Below are 21870 nucleotides of genomic sequence, written 5' to 3' on the forward strand. Positions count from 1 at the left end.
ATGGCGTGAGAAGGGGGAGAAGAACCGCCTCGGGCTCAGCGCTGCACCAGCGCCTTGAAACCCTCGATCAGCCTGTCGATATCGGCTGCCGTGATCGCGCCCATCGTCGAGATGCGGAACAGTTGCCAAGACAGGCCGCCCTGGCCGGCGTAGATCACGAATCCACGGGCCTTCAGGCCGTCGTGAAGCTGCTCGTACGTGACGCCGTTGGGCAAGCGGTAGGCGCGCAGCACCACCGACGACTGCTCGGCGGGCCAGAGTGCCTCGATGCCCAGCGCGGCCAGACCGGCGCGCGCCTGTTCGGCCAGCGCCGCATAGCGCTGGTGACGACCTTTCCAGCCGCCTTCTTCCTGATGCTCGCGCAGCGCTTCCACCAGCGCGTAGTACGCATGGACGGACGGCGTGAACGGCGTGTTGCGCTGGTCCTGCAGCTTTGCCAGGCGAACGAGATCCAGGTAGTACGTACGGGTTGCCGCATGGGTCAGCGCGGCGCGGCGCGCAATCACAAAGGCCGCGCCCGGCACGCCGTGCAGGCACTTGTTCGCCGTGGAGCATACCGCGTCGATATTGCCGCTGAAGTCGATCGCTTCCGCGCCGAAGCTGCTCACCGTGTCCACCAGCAGACGCACGCCACGTGCCTGGCACAGGCGGTCGATCGCCGACAGGTCATTCAGGCGACCCGTAGTGGTTTCGTGATGGATCACGGCCACGTGGGTGATGGCGGGGTCTTCGGCCAGCGCCGCGTCGATGCGGCCCAGGTCGGGCGCATCCATCCATTCGTGCTTCACCAGCGCATGCGCGATCTGGTACTGCGCGGCGATCTGCGCGATGCGCTCGCCGTACACGCCGTTCTGCACGATCAGCAGCTTACCGTTGGCAGGCACCATCGCCGCGATCATGCTTTCCAGCGCAGCCGTGCCGGAGCCGGTCATCAGTACCGCCGTCCATGCCGCTGGGTCGAGCCCGTAGATGTCGAGCAGCCGATCGCGCGCTTCGTCCTGCAGGTCGAAAAACTCGCTTTCGCGATGGCACAGGTCGGTTTGCAGCAGGCTCCGGCGCACGCGTTCCGAAAGCGTGACGGGGCCCGGGTTAAGCAGCAGCATGCTTCTCTCCGGCATGGCCCTGGTCGGCGCCGATCTGGCGGCCAAGGCGCGTCTTGACTTCCACCGGCGTCACCGACGGACGCGGCAGCCCGTCAGGCGTGCCGGCGCGGGTCTGCAGGCAGACGAAATTCGGGCCCGATGTCGCCGTGGCGGCGCTGGCCAGCACGCGGTCGAGCAAGTCGAGATTGTCGCCCTCGATCGCCGAGGCATAGCCGCACGCTGCGGCAACGCCTGCGAACGAGACGTTGTGCGACACCGTGGCCTGGCCGCCGGTCGAATCGTGTGCGTTGTTATCCAGCAGCACGTGCGTCAGATTGGCCGGGCCATACGCGCCAAGCGTGGCGAATACGCCCATGCGCATCAGCGCCGCGCCGTCGCCGTCGACGGCCACGACCTTCAGGTCCGGACGCGCCATGGCCAGCCCCAGCGCGAACGGCGTCAGGCAGCCCATCGAGCCAACCATGTAAAGCTGGTTGGGACGATCGTCTAGCGCGTACAGTTCACGACCGCAGAAGCCGGTGGAGGCGAGCACAACGGTGGAATCCACCGGCGTGTGGGCGATCACGCGTTGCAGCGCCTCCTGGCGGCTTGGCAGCGGCGTCGCGCCGGAACGCGACACTTGCGGCGTTGCCTTCGCGCGCGCCACGGGTGGCGTCTGCGCCTTGAGCGGGTAGGGCGCCACGCTGCCCTTCTGCATGATCAGCGCGTACGGACGGCCGGTGGCATCCATATGGGCGATGGCGCGGTCCAGCGCCGGGCCGACGGCATCGGGCTCGGTCGGGAACAGCTCCCACGGGATCTCCATCGTGTCGAGCATGGCAGGCGTGACCGGGCCCATCAGCGCGTGCTGGGGCTCGTCCGACGCGCCGCCGGGTTGCCCGCGCCACGTGACGATCAGCAACTGCGGCAGGCGGAACGTCCACGTCAGCGATGTGAGCGGGCTCACGGCGTTGCCGAGGCCCGAGTTCTGCATCATCGTGATGCCGCGCACGCCATTGCGCGCGCCCTGCGTCACGCCAGCGATAAAGGCCACGGCATCGCCTTCATTGGCGGCCGACACGTAATGCAGGGAAGGGTCCTGCACCACATAATTGATGAACGGCGTCAGGTACGAGCACGGTACGCCCGCGTACCACTCGAAACCGCGCTCGCGCGCGGCTTCCACGAACTGGACGGCCTCGATCATCGGGCAGTCTCTCCGTCGTTGTTGCCCAGCGCGTACGGCGTCTGCGTGTGCGCGAAGTCTCCGGCCCGGCGGAAGTCCTCCAGGTCGTTCACGCCGCGCCAGTGGCCGTGTACGTAACGCACCTCGACCTTCTCGCCGGCTTCGACCAGCGCGTTGATCAGATCGGGCATGTCGAGCGAGTCGAAGTCGGGCCGTTGGCGCAGCTCGGCCAGCAGCTTCTGCAGGCGCGCGCGGCCTTCGCCCCGCACGTTGAGCAGACCGATCCAGCGGCCATGCGGCTGTCCGTCGGTAGCGGCCGGCGTGTCGGAGATCTTGCGCAGCAGTACCTTCTGGCCGAACAGGTCGCGGTCGTCGGCGGTTGAGCACCATGCGAAATCGCGCACGCTCTGGTTCGACGGGGCGGACTCCGACGAGTCGACCACCACGCTGAATGGCGCATCGGTTTCCAGCAGGTCGCGCAGGATGTAGCTGCGGAACATCAGGTCGCCATAGGCGACAACGGTGTCGGTCTCGAGCGAATCGGCGGCGCACGCCAGCGAAGCGAGCTCGCCGGTGGCGGCATGGCGCTCGTTGCGCACCAGCTTGATGCCGGCCGCGTCGATCGCCTCGGCCTTGTAGCCGCCCACCACGGTGATGTCGTTGATGCCCTGGTTCTTGAAGCCGTCGACCAGCCAGCGCAGCAGCGGCTTGCCGGCTACCGGCAGCATGATCTTGGGCTTGTCTTCGGTCAGGGCCTCCAGGCCCTTGCCGCGTCCGGCCGCAAGCACCACGGCGGAGCTGGGCGCCTGGCCACCGGTCAGGTAGATCTTCTCGGCGGCCGAGTATTCGTCGGCATCCTGCAGGCGGAAGATCTCGTTGACGGTGGCGATGCGGTCTTCCACATTGACCAGCGTCTGGTTGTCGTGGATTTCGCGGGCCACGGCCTGCATCGACGATGCTGCCACGCGGATCAGGTGGTTGGCCCAGATCACGAGGCTGATGCCGGCCTTGCGGAACACATCGGTCGGCGTGCTGTAGTACTTGGTGGGCACGATCACCAGCGGCGCGCGCCCGGCCCACTCGCGCGCGAAGGTCACGATCTCGTCGGCCTTCGACAGCTTGCTGTGGATCAGGATGGCGTCGGCGCCGGCCTGACGGTACGCCTCGGCGCGGCGCAGGGCTTCTTCCATGCCCCAGCCGGCGATCAGCGCTTCGACACGCGCGACGATCGAGAAGTCGTCGTCGGCCTGCGAATCCTTGCCGGCCTTGATCTTGCCGCAGAACTCGTCGATATCGGCCAGCGGCTGCTGCTCGCCGCCGATGAAGCTGTTGGTCTTCGGGAAGATCTTGTCTTCGATGCAGACCCCGGCGATGCCGCGCTGCTCGAGCTTGCGCACCAGTCGGCGCACGTTGTTGAAGTTGCCGTAGCCGGTGTCGCCATCCAGCAGGATCGGCAGGTCGCTGGCATCGGCCATGAATTCGAGGTTGTCGACCACCTGGGTCCAGCTTGCCTCGTTGTTGTCGCGCACGCCGAACTGGGCGGAGATGGCCAGGCCCGAGGCCCAGATGCCCTTGAAGCCGGCCTCGCGCACGATGCGCGCGGACAGGCCGTTATGGGCTTCCATGATGAATTCGAGTTCGTTCGAGCGCAGCATCTGGCGCAGGCGGGCGCTGCGCGAAGTGGCGAGGAGGTTCGGGTCGTGGGCGTTCATTGGGCGATTCCTACGGGCTGCAGTTGGGGCAGGACTTCTTCGGCGGCACGGGCCACATCGCCCGGGAAATCGATCTCGATCCAGGGCGCGCCGGTGACGTCGGCGGTATCGAATGTGTGGGAGCGTTCCAGCAGCAGGTCGCGCACCGCTTCTTCGTGCGGCATGTTGGCGCGGCCGCCATCGACGTAGCCCTTGACGATCTCGGCCAGACGTTGGGCGCAGTCCTGCTTGAAACGGAAAAAGCCGACCGATTCGCCGATCGTGTCATACGAGAGATCGGCCATGAGCTGCTTGCGCAGTTCCACGGGCACGCCATCCTTCAGACACAGCTTGACGGGCTCGTCGCCGGCCTCGAAATCGCGGTCGATCAGCAGACGGTTGACGGTCTCGCCGGCCACGAGCTTGCTCATGATGCGCTCGTCATAGAGCACGTCGGCGTCCATCAGCAGCACGTCGCCACCGCGCGTCATGGCATCCGCCACGGTGTGCACGGTCAGCACGCTGCCCAGGTCGTAGCGGGGATTGATCACGACTTCGGCCGAGCGGTTCAGGCGGGCCAGTTCGGCCTGCACCTGTTCCGGCTCGAAGCCGAGCGCGAGCACGACTTCGGTCACGCCGGCGGCGTCGAGCATACGCAGATGACGCTCGAGCAGCGTGACGCCGTCAAAACGCAACAGGCACTTCGGGAATTGCTTGCCCGGCTGTTGCTGAAGTCGCAGGCCAAGGCCCGCGGCAAGAATGATTGCTCGCATTGACTTGTTCTCACATGCAAAGAAACTGCTGGGGGCTTAAAAGCCGTTTCAAAAAAATTCTGGCGTCGTTGCGGGGCCCTGCCGTACGACTTGTACTGTCTGCTGCCCCCCGCCTAGCCAGAACCGCTTCGCTTCATTTTGAAACAGCTTCTTAGTCGGTGCCTTGGAGCGCCGCCCTGGCGCGGCGGCGCTGGAACTTGCGTTCGCTGAAATGCAGATAAACCAACCCCGGGATGCCAAGCACCAGCTCGCGCACGCGCTTGGCCAGGGACAGCGCCAGCGCGGCATCGGGCGGCAGGCCCACCAGCGGCGCCAGCAGCAGATAGCCACCTTCCTGTGCGCCGAGCGAGCCGGGGATGGCAAATGCCGCGCCCCGGATTGCCTGGCCCACGCTTTCCAGCAGCAGGGCTTCATGCCAGCCCACTGGGTGTCCCAGGAAGTACAGGATCAGCCAGACCTCGCCGGTACCGACGATCCAGCCCGCCAGGTTCAGCAGGAAACTGACTGCTACCTTGCGGCGGTCGCGATACATCTCGCGGATCGCATGGTCCACGGCATCGGCGCGAAGGGCCAGGCCATCCCAGTTCTGCTTGCCGAAGACCTTGGCCGCCATGCGCAGCACGCGGCCGAACATGCCGCGCCGCTGCAGCACGCAGAACACCAGCACGCAGGCGGCCAGGATGACGGTGACGACGATGATCGGGGTGCGCTGGTCCGACAGGTTGCCCTGCGCGCCGAACAGCAGAATGCCGAGCAACGCGAAGACCATCTGGGAAAGCGCCTGGGTGGTGGTGCTGACGGTGATGGCGGCGGCCGCGTCGCGCATCCGCGCACCGCGCTGGGACAGGTAGCGCACCATCAGTACCGGCCCGCCAATCTGGCCCGCCGGCAGCAGGCTGTTGACCGACTCGCCGGTCCAGCGGGCGCGCAGCGCGCTGCAGAACGTGCCGTGACGGGTCTTGCGGTCCAGCAGCACGGCGATGGCGCCGGCATCGAGCAACAGCGGGAGCAGATGGAACGCGGCGACCACGGCCAGGCCCCACCCGGCGGACATCAACGTGGTCGTGACCGCGTCAAAGCCTTGCCAGGCAAGCAGACCGACGAACAGTGCCGCGCCGATCGAGAACAGGAGGAATGCTGCACGACTCACGCGAATTACTTTCCACTGGTGTTCGCGCCGCCAAGCAGACGCCGGAAGACCTGCCGGAAGCCGAAGTACGCCACGGCGTCCTTCATGTTCGAGATGAAGCGCAGCCACGGGCGCATGCCGGGATCGGTCACGTATTCAAACGTCAGCGAGACGCGGGTTTCATTCGGGCCGGCCGGCGTGACGCGGTGGCGCAGCTTGTCGCCGTCGAACAGCACGATGCCGCCCGGCGGAATCTGCACCGCGCCGGGCTCGTCGGGAATCTCCGGCGTGCGCGTGTGCAGTTCGTACTCGAGCAGGCACGACGAATCGTCCAGCACGCCGATCAGCAGCGTGTAGCGGCGACCGTCGTAATAGGAGGTGTCGTAGTGCCAGCCGATATGGTCGCCCTGGCGCGTGTAGTAATAGAGCGCGTAGGCGTGCGGATCGGTGTCGGGGCAGACCTGGAGCTTGTCGCCGGTAACCTTTTCGAGCCAGCCGATCAGGGCCTTCGAACGATACAGGTCGGCGATGAACGGCGCCTGCTCGTCGATGGTGTGGCGGCTGACGCTGCCGCCCTGCTTGTGGCCGGGCAGGTAGTTGCGATTCAGGCCGGGCTGCATGGCGCGGGTCAGCGCCACGAGCTGGGCGCATTCGTCCGGCGCGAGAAACTTGTCCAGGTACAGGAACGCGCCCTGGCGTTCGAAGTCGGCGCGCAGGGCAGGGGTGTCGAGTTGCTCGATCGCACGCGCGACGGCGGCGTCGGGCTGGCTGGTGGCCGGTCTGGCTGGCGGCGGGGCGAGGGCGATGTCGCTTGAGGCGTGCTCACTCATGGGCGTGCTCGTTATTCCGTGGTTGTCGCGACTGGCTGGGGGCGCCGCATGACTCGCCAGTAATCGATGATGACAAGGACGGCAAACAGTGGAGCGCCAATCGAGGCCGCGGTCAGGAACGGTTCAATGCCGTCCGCGAGTGTGACCAGAGGCAGCAGGTACAGCACATCCTCGGTCTCGAAACCGCCGGCCGATGCCTGCTTCGTTCCACTTTTGCCAACCCGCGATTCTATACGCATCCGCAGGAAGAAGATCAGCGCCACCGCAAGGCCTGCCACGGTACCGCGCCAGACCGAACCGAGCCCATCGCCCGCGCCCTGCGCGGCCACTGCCATGCCGAAGCTGACGAACAGCAGCACGGTGATCAGTGCATCGCTCGCCAGATCGTAAAAGTGTCCGATCTTGCTCGATTTGCCACTAATTCTGGCTAATTCGCCATCGGTATGGTCAACAAAATTCGAGATCACGACCAGCAGCGCGCCGAAGTTGGTCCAGCCGTAGCTGCCCTGGGCGATGCAGGCGATACCAGCCAGGCCGATGATCAGCCGCAGCGTGGTCAGGTGATTCGGGGTAACGCGGGTGTCTTTAAGCGGCCGCACCAGATGGCGGGCAAGGCGCGCGTCCCAGGTGGACGGCAGCGGTGGTTCATCCGGGAATTTATGGGTCTTCTGGTTCATCCGTCAACAATCAGATGGGGCGGGGGCGCCACAATTTGGCGCGCGAGGATGCGCAACACTACGCCTGCCACGCGCGAATGACAAGTTTGCCAGAATACGCCGATTTACAAGCCGATGCACGGCGCGGGGTCATTTCCTGACCTGCGCCGTGTGGCCGATTCACCATACGCCGAAGAACACGCCAGCCTGTTTGTAGACGTTGGTCTTGGCCGCCACTTCCTCGTTGGTGACGGTCACGCGGGGCTTCAGCGTGCAAAACCAGTCGAGCAGGTTGCCGCGCATCTGCGCCCGGACCGATTCGTGCCCGGGGTCCTCGCCGAGGTCGTGAATTTCGTTCGGATCGTTCAGCAGATCGAACAATTGGGGGCGGAATCCCTGCCAGTGGACGTACTTCCAGCGCGTATCGCGCACCATCCAGCCGCGGCACTCGCCGGGATGCCGGCCCAGCGCCACGCGCGCGCCGCGATAGCCGTAGTCGAGTTCGGAAACCACGAAGCCACGCCAGACATCGGTGCGGGCGCGCGTGAGGTCCAGCAGCGATCGGCCTTCCACGCGATGATCGAAGGCCGGCATGCCAAGGCCGTCGAGCACGGTCGGCACCACGTCCACGGCGGACACCATGCGAGCGTCGGCCGTGCCCCGGGTGGCATCGGCCTGGGCTGACGGGTCGTAGACGATCAGCGGGACGTTCTGCACGGTGTCGTAGAACTGCTCCTTCTCTCCCAACCAGTGATCGCCGAGGAAATCCCCATGATCGGCGGTGAAGACGATCAGCGTGTCCTGCCAGCGGCCAGTGCGTTCGAGCAGTTCCCAGAGTTGGCCAAGGCGGTCGTCGATCTGCTGGATCAGGCCCTGGTAGGCCGGCCGAACCGTATCCGACACCTCCTTGCGCATGAAGTTGGCGCATTCCTCCTGGGTCCGGTACGCGTCGAGCACCGGATGAGGATGCTCGAGTTCGACATCGTCCCGGTTGAGCGGGAGGCAGTCGTCGAGCGAGTAGGCGGCGTGGTAAGGGGCCGGGGCGATGTACGGCCAATGCGGCTTGACCAGCGACAGGTGCAGCACCCAGGGGTCATCGCCCCGCGCGCCGATGTAGTCCATCGCGCGATCGACGGTATAGGCCGTTTCGGAGTGGGGCTCGGCCACGCGGGCGGGCAACCCGGCGTTGCGCATGTGCCAGCCCGATACCACCTCGCCATCCGGCTTCTGGGCGCTGATGACGTAGTCGGTCCACGGATCGGCGCTGTCGTAGCCTTGCGCGCGCAGCCAGTCCGCGTAGGGGCTGCGTGGTTCCGCGTGGTGGCCGTCGTGCCGGTCCACTTCGACGAAGTGCCCGCTGCGCAGCAGCGTCTCCAGCTCCGCGCCGCCGTCCAGATGCAGGCGCTTCATGTTGGCGCTGTCTGGCATCACGTGGGTCTTTCCCGCCAGGGCCAGCGCCAGGCCGCCATCCTTCAGGTACTCGCCCAGTGTGATTTCGCCGATCGAGAGCGGCACGCGGTTCCAGGTGGCCCCGTGGCTGCTGACGTAGCGCCCGGTATAGAAGCTCATGCGGCTGGGGCCGCAGACACCAGACGTGACAAAGGCGTTGTCGAAACGCACGCCGCGCGCGGCCAGTGCGTCGATATTGCGTGTGCGCAGCGTGGGATGACCGTAGCAGCCGAGGTGGTCGCGGCGTAGCTGGTCGCACATGATGAACAGGACGTTACGGACTGACATGTTTGTTGCTCTGATACGGATTGGGTTCGCCGTCGCCGGTCGTCTTCAGTCGCCGACGTAGCCCGATGCCTTGACCACCGGACCCCAGCGACTGGCGTCGCCGGCCAGCACGGCAGCGAAGGCGTCGACGCTACCGCTCTGCGGTTCGAGCCCGAGCTTGAGGAATTTCTGCTGCAGGTCGGGCGACGCAATGGCGTGCGCGACGGCGGCGTTGAGCCGGTCGATCGTGGCGCGCGAGGTGCCCGCCGGAGCGATGAAGCCGTAGCGGCCCACGCCTTCGATGTCCTTGTAGCCGAGCTCGGTAAACGTCGGCACGTCAGGCAGGGCGGCCGAACGGCGCGTGCCCGAGGTCGCCAGTACGTGGATCTTGCCGGCGCGATGCATTTCGGTCAGATCGGCCAGCGTATCCACCGATGCCGGCACCTGACCGCCGATCAACGCGGTCATCAGCGGCGCGGAACCGTTGAACGGCACGTGCAGCATCGACACGCCGACCTGCTTGCCGATCATCAGCCCGAAGAAGTGCGGAATGCTGCCAAGCGCGGGCGAAGCGTAGGCCGCATGGGTCGAATCGGCCGAACTGGTCTTGAGCCAGGCCACATAGTCCTTGAGGGACTTGGCCGGCGTGCCCGGTCCGGTTGCCAGCGCAAGCTGGAAATTGGCCACCTGCGCCACCGGCGTGAAATCGCGCGCGATGTCGTAGTTGAGCTTGCGGTAGACGAGCGGCGCGATGGTCATCACCGCCGAGTTGGCCAGTACGATGGTGTTGCCGTCGCCGGCCTGCGATTTCGCATAGTCCATGACCAGCCGGCCACCCGCGCCGGGCTTGTTCTCGATGACCACGGTCTGCTTTAGCTCCTCGCGCAGCTTGTCGCCGACCAGCCGTGCCGCCAGATCGGCCGTACCGCCCGCCGGGTATCCCACCAGGATGCGGATCGGTTTGTCGGTTTGGGCCTGGGCGGCGGGCACGGTCAGGGTGCAAACGGCAGTCACGGCAGTCACGACGGTGGCGGCGCCGATCGTCGCGCACAGGCGGCGCAGCAGGGCCGGCAGATGCAGGGGCTGGGACAGGCTCACTTGTGTCTCCTCAGGGGAAGTGGTGATTGTTCTCGGTATGCCCCGAAAGCTAGCATCGAGGGTATTAGTTAACAAAATCAACTATCTCGGAACTCTCGACAATTCATGGCGCAGGAAACTTCGGGCACCTTGCAGGCGCCGGGCCGGCTGGTCGACTTCATCAATTACCGTCTCTATCACCTGAGCCGCGTGGCGATGGCCGCGAGCGGCTTGCATCTGCGGGCCGGGGCGGGCGTCAGTCGGCGCGAGTGGCGGATGCTGGCATTCCTCGGTGAACAGCCTGGCACCCGGCTGACCGAACTGGCAGCCAGCGCGGGGCTCGACAAGGTGCTGGCCAGCCGCGCGGTGCATGGCCTGATTGACAAGGGATTGGTGCGCCGGGATTCGCGCGAGGGCGACCGGCGCGCGGCAGCCTTCACGCTGACCGAAGCGGGTGAGTCGGTGTACGCGGCGGCCTTCGCGCGGGCGCGCGATTTCAATCGGGAATTGGCGGGCTGCCTGAACGAGGATGAAGCAGAGATGTTCTCGCACTGCCTGGACAAACTCCATGCGAAGGCCATGACGATGCTGCTGGCGGCAAAACCCCTGGCGGACAGGTCCGATGCCGCCGATGCGCCGGCGTTCGAAGATCCGCTGAGCGTGTGGCGGAAGCGCTAAGGCCAGGGCAAGACGGTAATCAACTGGGCCGGACAAATGGGCCGGACAAACGGCCCGGATAAATGGGGCCGGACGTGTTCAGTTGGTCAGTCATCAAGGCGGGATACGGCGTCCCGCCTTTTTTGCCGCGCAATCACTAAAGTCCTTGCTTAACTATCGCGGCTCACTATACTAAAGCCCATGCTTAACTATCCCGATTCCCAAGTCGCCCTGGACGCCACATTCCAGGCCCTGGCCGATACCACGCGGCGGACCATGCTCGCGCAGCTTGCGCGTGGACCGCTTTCGGTGACGGAACTGGCACGGCCCCTGGCGATGTCGCTGCCGGCGGTGATGCAGCACCTGTCCGTGCTGGAGCAGGCCGGTCTGGTCCGGACTGCGAAGGTCGGGCGGGTACGCACCTGCACCATGGCGCCGAAAGCGCTCAGTGAGGCAGAGCAGTGGATCAACGCGCGTCGCGCTGAATGGGAAGGGCATTTCGACCGGTTGGGCGAGTACCTCGAAACCATGAAAAAGGAGGCAGCATCCGATGGCAACGGCAACTGAAACATCCAAGGCGACTGCGAAGACCCAGGCATCTGCCGTGGCGGATCGCGAATCGCTGACCGTCTCGCGGGCGTTCAACGCGCCGCGCGACCTCGTCTTCCAGGCGTGGAGCGCCGCCGAACACCTGAAGCACTGGTTCTGTCCGCAGGGCTTCACGATTCCCGAGTGTGAAGTCGAATTCCGGCCGGGCGGCAAGTTCGATCTCTGGATGCGCTCGCTCGATGGCAATTATTCGCACTGGATTCGCGGCCACTACGTCGAGATCATTCCCCATTCGCGTCTGGTGCTGGACATGACCGTGGTAACCGAAGCGGGCGTGCCGCTGTTCAACGCCAATACCTCGGTCACGTTCGAGACCGTGTGCGGAGGCACGGAGATGTCGGTGACCCAGCGCTACACGGCGCTGGACCCGTCAGCCGGCAATTTCACACGCGGCGCGGAGGAAGGCTGGGCGCAGACGCTGGACCGGCTGGAAAAGGAAGTGGCGCAGATCACGGCCGCCACGCCGGCACGGTCGGTGGCGCATGGCGTTTTCACGATCGAGCGCACCTACGACGCAAGTCCCGAGCTGGTATTCCGCGCGCTGAGTGATCCCGTCGCCAAGGCCCAGTGGTTCAACGGTGGCCCGGGCTATACCGAGGTCAGGCGGACGATGGACGTGCGCCCCGGAGGCCGCGAGCATCTGCAGGGACGCTGGGACAATGGCCTGGTTTCCACGTTCGACGCGGTGTACTTCGACGTGATCCCCAACGAGCGGCTGGTCTACAGCTACGAGATGCACATGGGTGAACGCAAGATCTCGGTCTCGCTGGCCACCTTCGAACTGAAGCGGGCGGGGCAGGGTACCCGGCTCGTCATGACCGAGCAGGGCGCGTTTCTCGACGGCTATGACGATGCTGGGTCGCGCGAGCATGGCTCGGGACTGCTGCTTGATGCGATCGGGGAATGGCTGAAGGCGATGACGAAGCGCTGAGGCTTCGAGAGGAGAGGTTCCGGCGTCGAACGAGGAGGCGCGACGCCGGAAAAGACTGACCACAAGAACTACGTACTGCTACTACGTACTGCTACTGCTACTGCGTGCTTCTGCTTCTTCTACTGCTCTGCTTCTACTTCTTGCTGCTTCAACTTCAGGCGCTGTGCGCCGGCGGGGCGGATACGCCGGTGCGGTCCAGTCCGGCCAGATTCATGCCGGCCGAGCCATGGGCGCCATCGGTATAGGGGTCGCGTTCACGGATGCCGTGCGCGCCGTCGGTGTACGGGTCGCGCTGACGGATGCCGTGGGCGCCATCGGTGTACGGGTCACGCTTGCCGATGTGCATTTCATAGCCATAACGGTCGGCGGGTACGCCTCGGTCTTGCAGGCCTTGCGGGGGTTGTGCCACGGCCAGCGCGCTGGCGCCGAGAAGAGTCGTTGTGATGGTCGTGGCAATCAGGGCTTTCAACATTTTCTTGTGCTGGTGAACTTCAACTGAAGGTGGACGACGCGTCGGGCAGGATGGATGGGGGTGTTGTCGAGACGCGCCGTCCGGTACGCCTTGTGAGCGGTGCCGTACTTGGGGGGAGGTGCGGCACGGGATGAAGTGTAGTGAGTCAGAAGTATTCCGGTGATGATTTAAAAATCTCTGAATCAGTCGTTTTTTTCATACGTATGCATCGTGAGGCGAAGCACCACGAGCGCGCTCAGTACAGCCGCCATCTGCTGGTTATCGCCACGCGCCGCCATGACTTGTCCGATCGACGTATCGAGCCACTGCCGCAGTGGCATCGGCACGGGTACCACATGCCCGGCGCGAGCGCGCGCCCGGAAGTGGCGTGCCACGATGCTCAACACCCGTCTGATGGGTTTGCGCGCCGCTGGCGGCAATGACGGCAGCGCGCGCTGCAGCGCCAGCGTGCAGTAGCCGATCTGCAACTCCGTAAACCCATCGGATGCCAGCCGCCCCCGGCTGGCGCCCAGGCGTGGCATCAACTGGCCCAGCCGGTCGAGCATCCGGGCGCCAAGCTGCGTATGGATGTCCGCAGCGCGCCACGTGGCGGCGTGCGCCAGGTCCTGCCAGCTCGCGCGCAGCAGCCGGTGCGCGGCCACATGGGCGCCGAAGGGCCGCGCCAGCATCGCCCAGACCGGCGCAAACAGCATGGCCGCCGCATTGGCCAGGCTTGTATTGAAGATGCCAAGGAAATTGGTGTCGTAGATGCTCTGCACGTTGGCGAACGAGGCCGTATTCACCGATAGCAGCATCGCGATCAGATTGAACCCTGGCCGCTGAATCAACATGCCAATGCCAAGGTAGGGCACGGACAGCATCCCCACCAGTGTCTCGAACGTCTGCGCGTGCGGAATCACCATGAACAGGTAGAACGATGCAATCAGCAGGCACGCGGCGCTCCAGCGCAGGAACATGCGCGCCACCGGACGGGGCTCGTCGATGGTCGCGAAAAAGCAGCTTGCGATCGATGCCACGGCCACCGGGCCGCCGCCATCCTCCCAGCCTGAAAAGATCCAGAGCAGCCCGACGCAGAACACCGCCAGTCCGGCCGACACCGCGCCGAACAGCAACATGGCGTGGTCGTGATACGCGGCCGCCTCGTCCGCGGCCTGCTCGGCGCCTGCCGGTTCCTCGGGAGGCAGGTCGGGCGGGTGGTCGCTGATGCCGTGTTGCAGCCTCTCGCAGGTCCGCATCAGCCGGTTGAACTGCGCCTGCAGATGGGTGGCGGTACGGGTCAGGGCTTCGCGCTCGCTGCCTTCGGGCGCCGTGCGCAGCGCATGCAGCACGCTCTCCAGGGCCGACAGGATCGGCATCAACCCCGACATGCGCGCACGCAGTGCGCGGGCATGGTGCAGCGTCTGCTGGCTGTCGGTATCGAACGAAAGCTGCGCGATCAGTTGGTCGAGCGCCAGCATATCGGCGGCCAGGCGGTGACGGCTGGCATCGGCACGGGGGCTGGCATTGACGATATCGTTGGCCCATGCGGCCGCGTCGTGCAGCCAGATGCGGATGCGGTCTCGCAGCGCTGGCGCCACTTTCGCGGGAAAGACGATCGACCCGACCAGCCCCGCGCAGACGATCCCGATCACGATCTCCTCGATCCGGGCCACCGCGATGTCGAAGATGTCGCCCGGGTGCATCACCGCCGGCAGCGCGACGATCGGCAGCGTGTAGGCGGCCAGCAGGAACACGTAGCTGCGCGGTGACCGTTGCAGCAGCGACAGGTAGACCAGCACCATGATCCAGAGGGAGATCGCGCCCATCAGCACGATCGGCATATTGACCAGTTGCGGCACCGTCGCCACTGCCGCAGTGGCGCCCAGCACGGTACCGGCCACGCGATAGGCGGCCTTCGAGCGCGTGGCGCCCGTCAGCGGATGGGAGACAAAATAGACCGTGGCCATGGCCCAGTAGGGGCGCGGCAGGCCGAAATACAGTGCGATGTAGAGCGCCAGCATCGCGGCAGCGAATGCCTTCAGCGAAAACAGCCACTGTCGGGCATTCGGCCAGCTAGCCATGATTTGTGTGGGGCCGGTGCGACCGGACCTCGGTGGGGGCGTAGGAGCGGAAGTGTAACGGCCCTGCGAACATTCCAAACATGATTTAAAATTCCGGTCTGTAGTCGGAATTTTCATAGGAACGGATCATGCCGATCGACATTCGTGCGCTGCGTTACTTCGTGGAGACCGCGCGCCTGAGAAGCTTCACGCAGGCCGCATCTTCGCTCTTCGTCACGCAATCGACCATCAGCAAGATGGTCAAGCAGCTCGAGGACGAGGTGGGGCAGCCACTGTTGATCCGCGAGGGCAAGACTGTGCGGCTGACCGACGTCGGCAAAGTGGTCTATGACCGTGGCCAGGAAGCGCTCGGCGTGGTGCACCGGCTGACGCTCGAGGTGGCGGACCTTTCGTCACTTGGGCGCGGTCAATTGACGGTTGGCGTGCCGCCAATGGTCAATCTGTTCTTCTCCCCGGCCGTCAGCGCGTTCCGACGACGGTATCCCAATCTGCAACTGAATCTCTCCGAGCATGGCGGGCAGATCGTGGAGCAGCAGGTGGCGCATGGCGAACTCGAAGTCGGGGCCACGGTGCTGCCTGGAGACAGCGGGCTCAATCTGGAGACGCGCCAGTTCGCCAAGTACCCGATCTGGGCGGTGGGCCCGCATCGCGCGGCCTGGGCAAGTGGCCGGACGGTCACGTTGGCGGCGCTGCGCGACGAACCGCTGGTCATGCTGACCGACGAGTTCTCGCTGACCCGGATGCTGCGGCAGGCATTCGCCGATGCTCGCTTTGAGCCCCATGTGGTGGCGCAGAGCGGGCACTGGGACTTCCTGGCATCCATGGCTGCGGCGGGGCTCGGCACGACCTTTCTGCCCGAACCGTTGCTCTCACGCCTGGAGTCTCGTGACAAGCTTGCCGTCGCCCGACTGACCGAGCCGACCGTGGACTGGGCGCTGGCCCATATCTGGTCTCCGGGGCGCTACCTGTCGCATGCCGCGCGGGCGTGGCTGGAGGTTTGCGAGGAGGTGATGGGCTAAGGAGGCGAAGGCCGGCGGACAAGACAGCGGGTCGGCTCAACGGGCCCGCAGCGCATCCACGATATTCAGCCGCGACGCCCTGAGCGCCGGCAGGAAGCCGCCGATCAGGCCCATCGTCATCGAGAACAGCAGTGTCTTGATCACGATCCCGGGTGTCAGCACGAAGCGGAACGACAGATCGGCGAAGGTCTGGAAGTTCGTGGTCGAGAACGACGCGAATTGCATCAGCGAGGCGCAGAGCAGACCGGCGACCCCACCAACCAGACCGAGCAGCACGGCCTCGATCAGAAAGGCCGCGAGCACGTTGATGCGCTGGAAGCCCAACGCGCGCAGGGTGCCGATCTCGCCGACGCGGTTGGCCACCGACGCATACATCGTGATCATCGCGCCGATCATCGCGGCGACCGAGAAGATCGTGGTCAGCGTCATCCCCAGGATGTTGATGAACGCCGACAGCGCCTTCGACTGATCGCTGTAGAACTGCTGCTCGCGCTTGGCTTCATTGGCCAGACGCGGGTCGACGTCGATATCGGCGCGAAAACGGTCGAACGCGTCCGAGTCGGCTAACCGGACCGCCATAGATGAATAGCTCGTGCGCCGGAACGACTGCATCAGCTGGTCCACGTCGCCCCAGATCTCCGAATCGAACCCGCTGCCGCCGGCGTCGAAGTGGCCAACCACGGTCCAGTCCCGCTGGGCAAATCGCAGATGGTCGCCGATGCTGACGTTGTCATACCCCTTGGCGATGCTGCTTCCGACAATGATTTCCGACGAACCCGGCTTGAACATGCGTCCCCGGGTCAGCCTGACCTGCGGCCGCATCTCCACCCCCAGCGGGGTAATGCCGCGAATCACCACATTGGAAGGCGTGGTGTAGCCGGTCTTGGTCAGCGAGATCAGCACCACGGCCTCGCGTGACGACATCGGCCTGCCTTCCGGGGTCAACGCCACGGCCGAATGCATCTCCATGGCCGCCGCCTGATCGCGCGATATCGCGCTCTGGATCTCGGTTTCGGCGCCCTTGCGGATCAGCACGACGTTGTCACGTTCGCCAGTCGTCACCAGCGTCCGCTTGAGGCCGGCGTCGAGCATCAGCATGGTCGCGAATACGAACACGACCAGCGCCAGCCCGCCTGCGGTCAGCGTGGTGGTCAGGCGCCGGGCCCAGACGTTGCGTGCGATGTAGTGGAGCGGGATGACCATCCGTATTACCCGATGGCCCGCAGGCCCTCGACGATGCGCACGCGCGCCGCCTGCACCGCGGGGACGATGGCGGCCGCTAGGCCGACCACCAGTGCGCACGCGGCCTGCATGGCCATGGTGTCGTGTGACACGGTGAAGACCGGAAATACGCCGCCCACGGCCTGCTTGAAGAATCGCGCCGCTGGTGGCGTCAGCAGCATCCCCAGCCCGCCGCCAAAAGCGCTGATGATCAGCGACTCGCCAAATACCAGCATCGACAGAAAGCCCGGCCCGAAGCCGAGCGCCTTCAGTGTGGCGTATTCGGTGATCCGTTCGCGCGCGCTCATCGCCATGGCATTGGCCATCACCGCCATCACGATCACGATCACAACGTAGGACACCACCCGGATCGCGGCGATGATCTGGTTCGACATCGCCACAAAGCCAAGCTGGAAGGCCTGTTCGGTTTCGGTCAGCGTCTCCGCCAGGGAGTTCTTGAATACGTTGTCCACGGCGCGCGAGATGGCCGCCGCGTTGTCCGGATTGTCGACGCCAATCACGTAAACACCGACCTGGTCAGCCTGGCGGGCGGTCTTCTTGCGTACGGTCTCGTTCAGGTAGTCCCAGTGGAACACCATCTGGCGCGTGATTGTGCTTTCGTCGCGGCCTTCCATGATGCCGCGCACGACGAAGTCCCAGGTGCCGGGGTAGATCGTGCCCTTGATCGGAATGACGTCGCCGATCTTGAAGCCGTACTGGTCGGCCAGCTGCCGGCCGATCAGCGCGCCCCGGCGGTCGCGCTCGTAATCGGCTCGTTGGGTAGGCGGCACGATGAATTCCGGGTAAAGATCGAGGTAGTTGTCGGAAACGGCGAACTGCGCGAAGAAGTTCTTCGGGTCGCGATAGACCCCGCCAAACCAGTTGGACCGCGCCACCATGGTCACGCCGTCCACGCCCTTGATGCGGTTCTCGTAGCTCAGCGGCAGGGTGAAGGTCAGCGAGATCGCGTTACGCGTCACCAGCCGGGCATTCGATGCGGCCGAAGCGCCCGCGTACCACGCATCGACCACGGTTTGCAGCAGTCCGTACGCCAGTACGGCGATCACCAGGCCGAGCACGGTCAGCGCCGTGCGCAGCTTGTGGCGCATGGCATTGCGGGCGATCAGCTTGGCCAGGTACATGATCAGCGCGCCGCCGTGGCGGCGGCGTTGTTGGTCAGCTCGCCTTTTTCCAGATGGACGAGCGATTTCGCCGCTTCGGCGGCATGGGCATCGTGCGTGACCATGATGATGGTCTTGCCGACGTCGGCATTGAGCCGCTGGAGCATCGTCAGGATCTCGGTGGCCGAGGTGCGGTCGAGGTCGCCGGTGGGTTCGTCCGCGACGATCAGCGTCGGGTCGGTGATCAGCGCCCGCGCGATCGCCACGCGTTGCTGCTGGCCGCCGGAAAGCTCGGACGGGTAGTGATCCATCCGGTCGGCCAGATTGACCATGCGGAGCACCAGTTCCACACGCTCGCGCCGTTCGGCGCGTGACAGCCGGGTCAGCATCAGCGGCAGTTCCACGTTCTCGAACGCTGTCAGCACCGGCATCAGGTTATAGAACTGGAAGATGAAGCCGACATGGGCCGCCCGCCAGTCGGCCAGCGCGGATTCGGGCAGGTCGGAGATATCGACGCCGCCCACGATCAGCTCGCCGCTGTCGGGCCGGTCGATGCCGGCGATCAGGTTCAGCAGCGTGCTCTTGCCGGATCCGGACGGTCCCATCAGCGCGATAAAGTCGCCCTCGGCGATATCGAGCGAGATATCGGACAGCACCGGCACGGTCTGGGCGCCGCGCTGATAAGACTTGGCCAGATGGCGGATCGAAACGAGGGGAGCGGCGGACATGATGACGGTCACTTCCTTCCGGTCACTTCTTCGCCACGGAGACCTTGCTGCCGTCGCCCAGTTTCTCGGACGGCGCCAGCACCACCACATCGCCCGGCTTCACGCCCTGAACGGCCAGCAGTTCGCCGATCTTGCCGCCGCGCGTCACGGGCACCTGTTTTGCCCTGCCGTCCTGCACCAGGAACACCACGGGCTTGCCGTCGCGCTCGACCACGGCCGATGGCTGGATGGCCGTCAGAGGCTTGTTTTCGGCGGGGGCCACCGGCTTGGAGAGGAAGGCGATCTTGGCGCTCATGTCCGGCAGCACGCGCGGGTCGCGATCGACGAAGCGGATCTTGACCAGTACGGTCGCCTTTGACCGATCAACGGTCGGGACAATGCGTGACACGCGGCCCTCCTGGCGCAGGTTCGGCAGGGCGTCGAGCAGAACCTCGCAGGGCTGCTCGACCGTGATCTTCGCGATATTGGATTCCGCTACGTCCGCTTCCACTTCGAGCGTGGACATGTCGGCGATGGTCACGATCGCCCCCTTGGTGTCGGCGGCCGCCGAGAACGGGGTAATGTTGTCGCCGACGTTGGCGTGCTTGATCAGCACCACGCCGTCGAACGGCGCGCGGACCACGGTCTGCTCCACCGCCACTTCGGCGGCGCGGGCATTGGCCTTGGCCGAGGCGATCGACGCCTCCGAATTGCTGATCGACGCGCGCGCCTTGTTGTAGCGCGCCAGATCGGAATCGTATTGCTGTTGGGAAATCGCAGCCGGGGCAAGCAGTTCCTTCGAGCGGCGCAGATTGATATCGGCGTCACGCAGTTCGGCCTGCTGCAATGCCAGGTTGGCTTCGGCTACCTGGACCTGGGCGCGCGCCTGCGCGGCCGACGCCTCGACGTCGCGGCTTTCGATTCGCGCGATGATCTCGTCCTTCTTGACGCGGGAGCCTTCCAGCACGCCAAGCCACTCCAGCCGGCCCTGCGCCTTCGACGCCACCGCCGCCTTGCGCTGCGGCACCACGTAGCCGGTAGCGTTGAGCAGCGTGAAGTTTTGCGACGGATATGCCGAAGTGACCGTCGCCGTTTCCACGGTCTGTGGCCCAGCCAGCTTCAGGCCGATACCGGCCAGCACGAGGATCACCACTGCAATGATCGCGTAGCGCAGCCAGGGACGGCGGCGGCGCTGGGCGGGCGCCATGGCGCTACGATCGATTTTCAGCTTGCTCAGGTCTGGATCAGCCAATTTAAGATGCGTCGCGAAAACGGACGAATGCCGAGAAAGGCCCCCAGTATAGCGAGTGGCAGTGGCCGGCAGGCGGCCCGTTACAAGGGTTGCAAAATGGCCGGTAGCCGGCCCGAATTTAGAGCAGCTTGCCCGGATTCATGATCCCGCTCGGATCGAACACCTGCTTGATGGCACGCATCAGGCGCAGTTCGAGCGGGTCCTTGAGCGCCAGGAACGACTCGCGCTTGAGCTGGCCGATGCCATGCTCGGCGCTGATGCTGCCATCGTAGCGGGCCACTTCTTCCAGCACGTCCTCGCTGACGGCCTTGCCCTCATTGAGCGCCCATTTCGGATCGGCACCAAGCGGACGTGACAGGTTGTAGTGCAGGTTGCCATCGCCGAAGTGGCCGAAGATAAAGGGCCGGACGCCCGGGTGACGCGCGGCCAGACGGGTTTCCATCGATGCCATGAAGTCCGGAATGGCTTCGATCGGCAGGGACACGTCGTGCTTCAGGTGCAGCCCGTCGGCACGCTGGGCCTCGGAGATTTCCTCGCGCAGACGCCACAGGCTCTGCAACTGCGCCAGTGAGGCCGAGACGGCGGCATCCAGGCACAGGCCCTGTTCGAGCGCATCGCCTATGACCGATTCGAGCAGGGCGTTAAGCACGTCCTCGGACGCGGTGTCCGCGATCTCGACCAGCACGTAGGCCGGATAGCGTTCTGCAAACGGGGCATGAATGCCCTCGACATGGGTCAGCACCAGATCCAGGCAGGCGCCGGTAAAGAACTCATAGGCCTGCAGCCGTGCGCCGCAGCGCGCGAACAGCAGCGAGAACAGTTCCAGGGCTTGCTTGGGCGATTCCACGGCAGCCAGCACCACGGCGCGGGAATCGGCGCGCGGCAGCAGGCGCAGCGCGGCGGCGGTGATGATGCCGAGCGTGCCTTCCGAGCCGATCAGCAACTGCTTGAGGTCGTATCCGGTGTTGTCCTTGCGCAGCGTGCGCAGGCCGTGAAAGATCTCGCCGTTTGGCAGCACAGCCTCCACGCCGAGCACCAGTTCGCGCGTCATGCCATAGCGCACCACGTTGACGCCGCCAGCGTTGGTGGCCAGGTTGCCACCGATCTGGCAGGAGTCTTCGGCGGCCAGCGACAGCGGGAACAGGCGGTCGGCTTCCTCGGCGGCACGGCGCAGGTTGCCGAGAATGCAGCCGGCCTCGACCACCATTGTGTTGGCGATCGTGTCGATCGAGCGGATCTTGTCCATGCGATCGAGGCTGAGCACGACGTTGGTCTGGTTGCCGTCCGGAGCGGCGCCGCCACACAGGCCGGTATTGCCACCGCGCGGCACCACGGGCACACCAGCCTGCTGGCACAGCGCCAGCGCCTGCGCCACCTGTTCGGTTGTGCGCGGACGGATTACCGCCTGCGCCTGGCCCTTGTACAGGCCACGCCAGTCGGAGAGCCAGGGTGCCACATCGTCGGGCGCGGTGGTCACCACGTCGGGGCCCAGGGTTTCGGTCAGGCGTTGCGCGAAGTTCGTATCGGACATGATCTGCGGTCGGGAAAAGGCGGAGATAAGTAGAGGTTGAGCGGTAGAAGTTAAGCGGACATCGGGCGAAATCGTCAGCGGGGCTGGCGCATGGGCAGGCCAAGCCGGGCGGCGGCGTTGCGCAGGTGCGCGGCGGCGTGCAGGCGGGCC

General features: G+C 65.3%; 20 protein-coding genes. 4 read left to right on the plus strand and 16 right to left on the minus strand.

Annotation, left to right across the window (positions count from 1 at the left end; all coding sequences use genetic code 11):
• Positions 1–35 precede the first annotated feature (35 nt).
• The 9 genes from D769_RS27830 to D769_RS27870 form a co-directional block, all read right to left on the minus strand.
• Positions 36–1103 carry a 2-aminoethylphosphonate aminotransferase gene (locus D769_RS27830; protein ID WP_008651712.1) on the minus strand — a complete coding sequence of 356 codons (1068 nt, stop codon included), beginning with the start codon at positions 1101–1103 and terminating at the stop codon, positions 36–38.
• Positions 1090–2289 carry a phosphonopyruvate decarboxylase gene (gene aepY, locus D769_RS27835; protein WP_008651713.1) on the minus strand — a complete coding sequence of 400 codons (1200 nt, stop codon included), beginning with the start codon at positions 2287–2289 and terminating at the stop codon, positions 1090–1092. Before aepY ends, D769_RS27830 begins: the two co-directional genes overlap by 14 nt.
• The gene (gene aepX, locus D769_RS27840; RefSeq protein ID WP_008651714.1) at positions 2286–3980 is read right to left on the minus strand and encodes a phosphoenolpyruvate mutase; all 1695 of its coding nucleotides are present in this window, start codon (positions 3978–3980) and stop codon (positions 2286–2288) included. Before aepX ends, aepY begins: the two co-directional genes overlap by 4 nt.
• Positions 3977–4732, minus strand: a complete 756-nt coding sequence (locus tag D769_RS27845) for a phosphocholine cytidylyltransferase family protein (protein ID WP_008651716.1) — start codon at positions 4730–4732, stop codon at positions 3977–3979. The genes aepX and D769_RS27845 overlap by 4 nt, the downstream gene beginning before the upstream one ends.
• Before the next feature lie 151 nt (positions 4733–4883).
• A complete protein-coding gene (locus D769_RS27850; protein WP_008651718.1) occupies positions 4884–5882 on the minus strand; it encodes a flippase-like domain-containing protein in 999 nt (332 codons plus the stop codon).
• Between the two features lie 5 nt (positions 5883–5887).
• Positions 5888–6691, minus strand: coding sequence for a 2OG-Fe(II) oxygenase (locus D769_RS27855; RefSeq protein WP_008651719.1), 804 nt, complete (start codon positions 6689–6691; stop codon positions 5888–5890).
• 11 nt (positions 6692–6702) lie between these two features.
• The gene (locus tag D769_RS27860; RefSeq protein ID WP_008651720.1) at positions 6703–7368 is read right to left on the minus strand and encodes a CDP-alcohol phosphatidyltransferase family protein; all 666 of its coding nucleotides are present in this window, start codon (positions 7366–7368) and stop codon (positions 6703–6705) included.
• A gap of 159 nt (positions 7369–7527) precedes the next feature.
• Positions 7528–9084, minus strand: a complete 1557-nt coding sequence (locus D769_RS27865) for a sulfatase-like hydrolase/transferase (protein ID WP_008651721.1) — start codon at positions 9082–9084, stop codon at positions 7528–7530.
• A gap of 45 nt (positions 9085–9129) precedes the next feature.
• Complete coding sequence (locus D769_RS27870; RefSeq protein WP_008651722.1) at positions 9130–10161, minus strand: Bug family tripartite tricarboxylate transporter substrate binding protein; 1032 nt, start codon at positions 10159–10161, stop codon at positions 9130–9132.
• A gap of 105 nt (positions 10162–10266) precedes the next feature.
• Between D769_RS27870 and D769_RS27875 the strand changes: the two genes are divergently transcribed.
• The 3 genes from D769_RS27875 to D769_RS27885 all read left to right on the plus strand — a co-directional run bounded on the left by D769_RS27875 (position 10267) and on the right by D769_RS27885 (position 12337).
• Positions 10267–10818 carry a MarR family transcriptional regulator gene (locus tag D769_RS27875; RefSeq protein ID WP_008651723.1) on the plus strand — a complete coding sequence of 184 codons (552 nt, stop codon included), beginning with the start codon at positions 10267–10269 and terminating at the stop codon, positions 10816–10818.
• 180 nt (positions 10819–10998) lie between these two features.
• On the plus strand, positions 10999–11364 hold the full coding sequence (locus tag D769_RS27880) for a metalloregulator ArsR/SmtB family transcription factor (RefSeq protein WP_008651724.1): 366 nt from the start codon (positions 10999–11001) through the stop codon (positions 11362–11364).
• Positions 11348–12337: an SRPBCC family protein gene (locus tag D769_RS27885; RefSeq protein ID WP_008651725.1), complete on the plus strand. Its 990-nt coding sequence runs from the start codon at positions 11348–11350 to the stop codon at positions 12335–12337. The genes D769_RS27880 and D769_RS27885 overlap by 17 nt, the downstream gene beginning before the upstream one ends.
• Before the next feature lie 154 nt (positions 12338–12491).
• On the opposite strand, the gene D769_RS27890 is transcribed toward D769_RS27885, so the two are convergent.
• Both D769_RS27890 and D769_RS27895 read right to left on the minus strand, forming a co-directional pair.
• Positions 12492–12809 carry a hypothetical protein gene (locus tag D769_RS27890; RefSeq protein WP_008651726.1) on the minus strand — a complete coding sequence of 106 codons (318 nt, stop codon included), beginning with the start codon at positions 12807–12809 and terminating at the stop codon, positions 12492–12494.
• A gap of 182 nt (positions 12810–12991) precedes the next feature.
• Positions 12992–14869: an FUSC family protein gene (locus D769_RS27895; protein WP_008651727.1), complete on the minus strand. Its 1878-nt coding sequence runs from the start codon at positions 14867–14869 to the stop codon at positions 12992–12994.
• A 128-nt stretch (positions 14870–14997) separates the two neighbouring features.
• On the opposite strand from D769_RS27895, the gene D769_RS27900 reads away from it, so the two are divergent.
• On the plus strand, positions 14998–15888 hold the full coding sequence (locus D769_RS27900) for a LysR family transcriptional regulator (RefSeq protein WP_008651729.1): 891 nt from the start codon (positions 14998–15000) through the stop codon (positions 15886–15888).
• 36 nt (positions 15889–15924) lie between these two features.
• Here D769_RS27900 and D769_RS27905 read toward each other — a convergent pair whose 3' ends face one another.
• The 5 genes from D769_RS27905 to D769_RS27925 all read right to left on the minus strand — a co-directional run bounded on the left by D769_RS27905 (position 15925) and on the right by D769_RS27925 (position 21720).
• Positions 15925–17091, minus strand: a complete 1167-nt coding sequence (locus D769_RS27905) for an ABC transporter permease (RefSeq protein ID WP_008651730.1) — start codon at positions 17089–17091, stop codon at positions 15925–15927.
• 5 nt (positions 17092–17096) lie between these two features.
• Positions 17097–18251 carry an ABC transporter permease gene (locus D769_RS27910; protein WP_008651732.1) on the minus strand — a complete coding sequence of 385 codons (1155 nt, stop codon included), beginning with the start codon at positions 18249–18251 and terminating at the stop codon, positions 17097–17099.
• A 2-nt stretch (positions 18252–18253) separates the two neighbouring features.
• Positions 18254–18958 (minus strand): ABC transporter ATP-binding protein, encoded by a 705-nt coding sequence (locus D769_RS27915; protein WP_040011308.1) that lies wholly within the window; start codon positions 18956–18958, stop codon positions 18254–18256.
• A gap of 22 nt (positions 18959–18980) precedes the next feature.
• On the minus strand, positions 18981–20189 hold the full coding sequence (locus D769_RS27920) for an efflux RND transporter periplasmic adaptor subunit (protein ID WP_008651741.1): 1209 nt from the start codon (positions 20187–20189) through the stop codon (positions 18981–18983).
• Between the two features lie 118 nt (positions 20190–20307).
• Positions 20308–21720, minus strand: coding sequence for an FAD-binding oxidoreductase (locus D769_RS27925; RefSeq protein ID WP_008651742.1), 1413 nt, complete (start codon positions 21718–21720; stop codon positions 20308–20310).
• Positions 21721–21870: the final 150 nt, after the last annotated feature.

Origin of the sequence: Cupriavidus sp. HMR-1, assembly GCF_000319775.1 — a bacterium.
GTDB lineage: Bacteria > Pseudomonadota > Gammaproteobacteria > Burkholderiales > Burkholderiaceae > Cupriavidus > Cupriavidus metallidurans.

Bases quoted from the DNA above. Each gene is read 5' to 3' on its own strand.
- D769_RS27830 (WP_008651712.1), bottom strand. From the start codon at position 1,103: ATGCTGCTGCTTAACCCGGGCCCCGTCACGCTTTCGGAACGCGTGCGC.
- aepY (WP_008651713.1), bottom strand. From the start codon at position 2,289: ATGATCGAGGCCGTCCAGTTCGTGGAAGCCGCGCGCGAGCGCGGTTTC.
- aepX (WP_008651714.1), bottom strand. From the start codon at position 3,980: ATGAACGCCCACGACCCGAACCTCCTCGCCACTTCGCGCAGCGCCCGC.
- D769_RS27845 (WP_008651716.1), bottom strand. From the start codon at position 4,732: ATGCGAGCAATCATTCTTGCCGCGGGCCTTGGCCTGCGACTTCAGCAA.
- D769_RS27855 (WP_008651719.1), bottom strand. From the start codon at position 6,691: ATGAGTGAGCACGCCTCAAGCGACATCGCCCTCGCCCCGCCGCCAGCC.
- D769_RS27860 (WP_008651720.1), bottom strand. From the start codon at position 7,368: ATGAACCAGAAGACCCATAAATTCCCGGATGAACCACCGCTGCCGTCC.
- D769_RS27865 (WP_008651721.1), bottom strand. From the start codon at position 9,084: ATGTCAGTCCGTAACGTCCTGTTCATCATGTGCGACCAGCTACGCCGC.
- D769_RS27875 (WP_008651723.1), top strand. From the start codon at position 10,267: ATGGCGCAGGAAACTTCGGGCACCTTGCAGGCGCCGGGCCGGCTGGTC.
- D769_RS27880 (WP_008651724.1), top strand. From the start codon at position 10,999: ATGCTTAACTATCCCGATTCCCAAGTCGCCCTGGACGCCACATTCCAG.
- D769_RS27885 (WP_008651725.1), top strand. From the start codon at position 11,348: ATGGCAACGGCAACTGAAACATCCAAGGCGACTGCGAAGACCCAGGCA.
- D769_RS27890 (WP_008651726.1), bottom strand. From the start codon at position 12,809: ATGTTGAAAGCCCTGATTGCCACGACCATCACAACGACTCTTCTCGGC.
- D769_RS27895 (WP_008651727.1), bottom strand. From the start codon at position 14,869: ATGGCTAGCTGGCCGAATGCCCGACAGTGGCTGTTTTCGCTGAAGGCA.
- D769_RS27900 (WP_008651729.1), top strand. From the start codon at position 14,998: ATGCCGATCGACATTCGTGCGCTGCGTTACTTCGTGGAGACCGCGCGC.
- D769_RS27905 (WP_008651730.1), bottom strand. From the start codon at position 17,091: ATGGTCATCCCGCTCCACTACATCGCACGCAACGTCTGGGCCCGGCGC.
- D769_RS27910 (WP_008651732.1), bottom strand. From the start codon at position 18,251: ATGTACCTGGCCAAGCTGATCGCCCGCAATGCCATGCGCCACAAGCTG.
- D769_RS27915 (WP_040011308.1), bottom strand. From the start codon at position 18,958: ATGTCCGCCGCTCCCCTCGTTTCGATCCGCCATCTGGCCAAGTCTTAT.
- D769_RS27925 (WP_008651742.1), bottom strand. From the start codon at position 21,720: ATGTCCGATACGAACTTCGCGCAACGCCTGACCGAAACCCTGGGCCCC.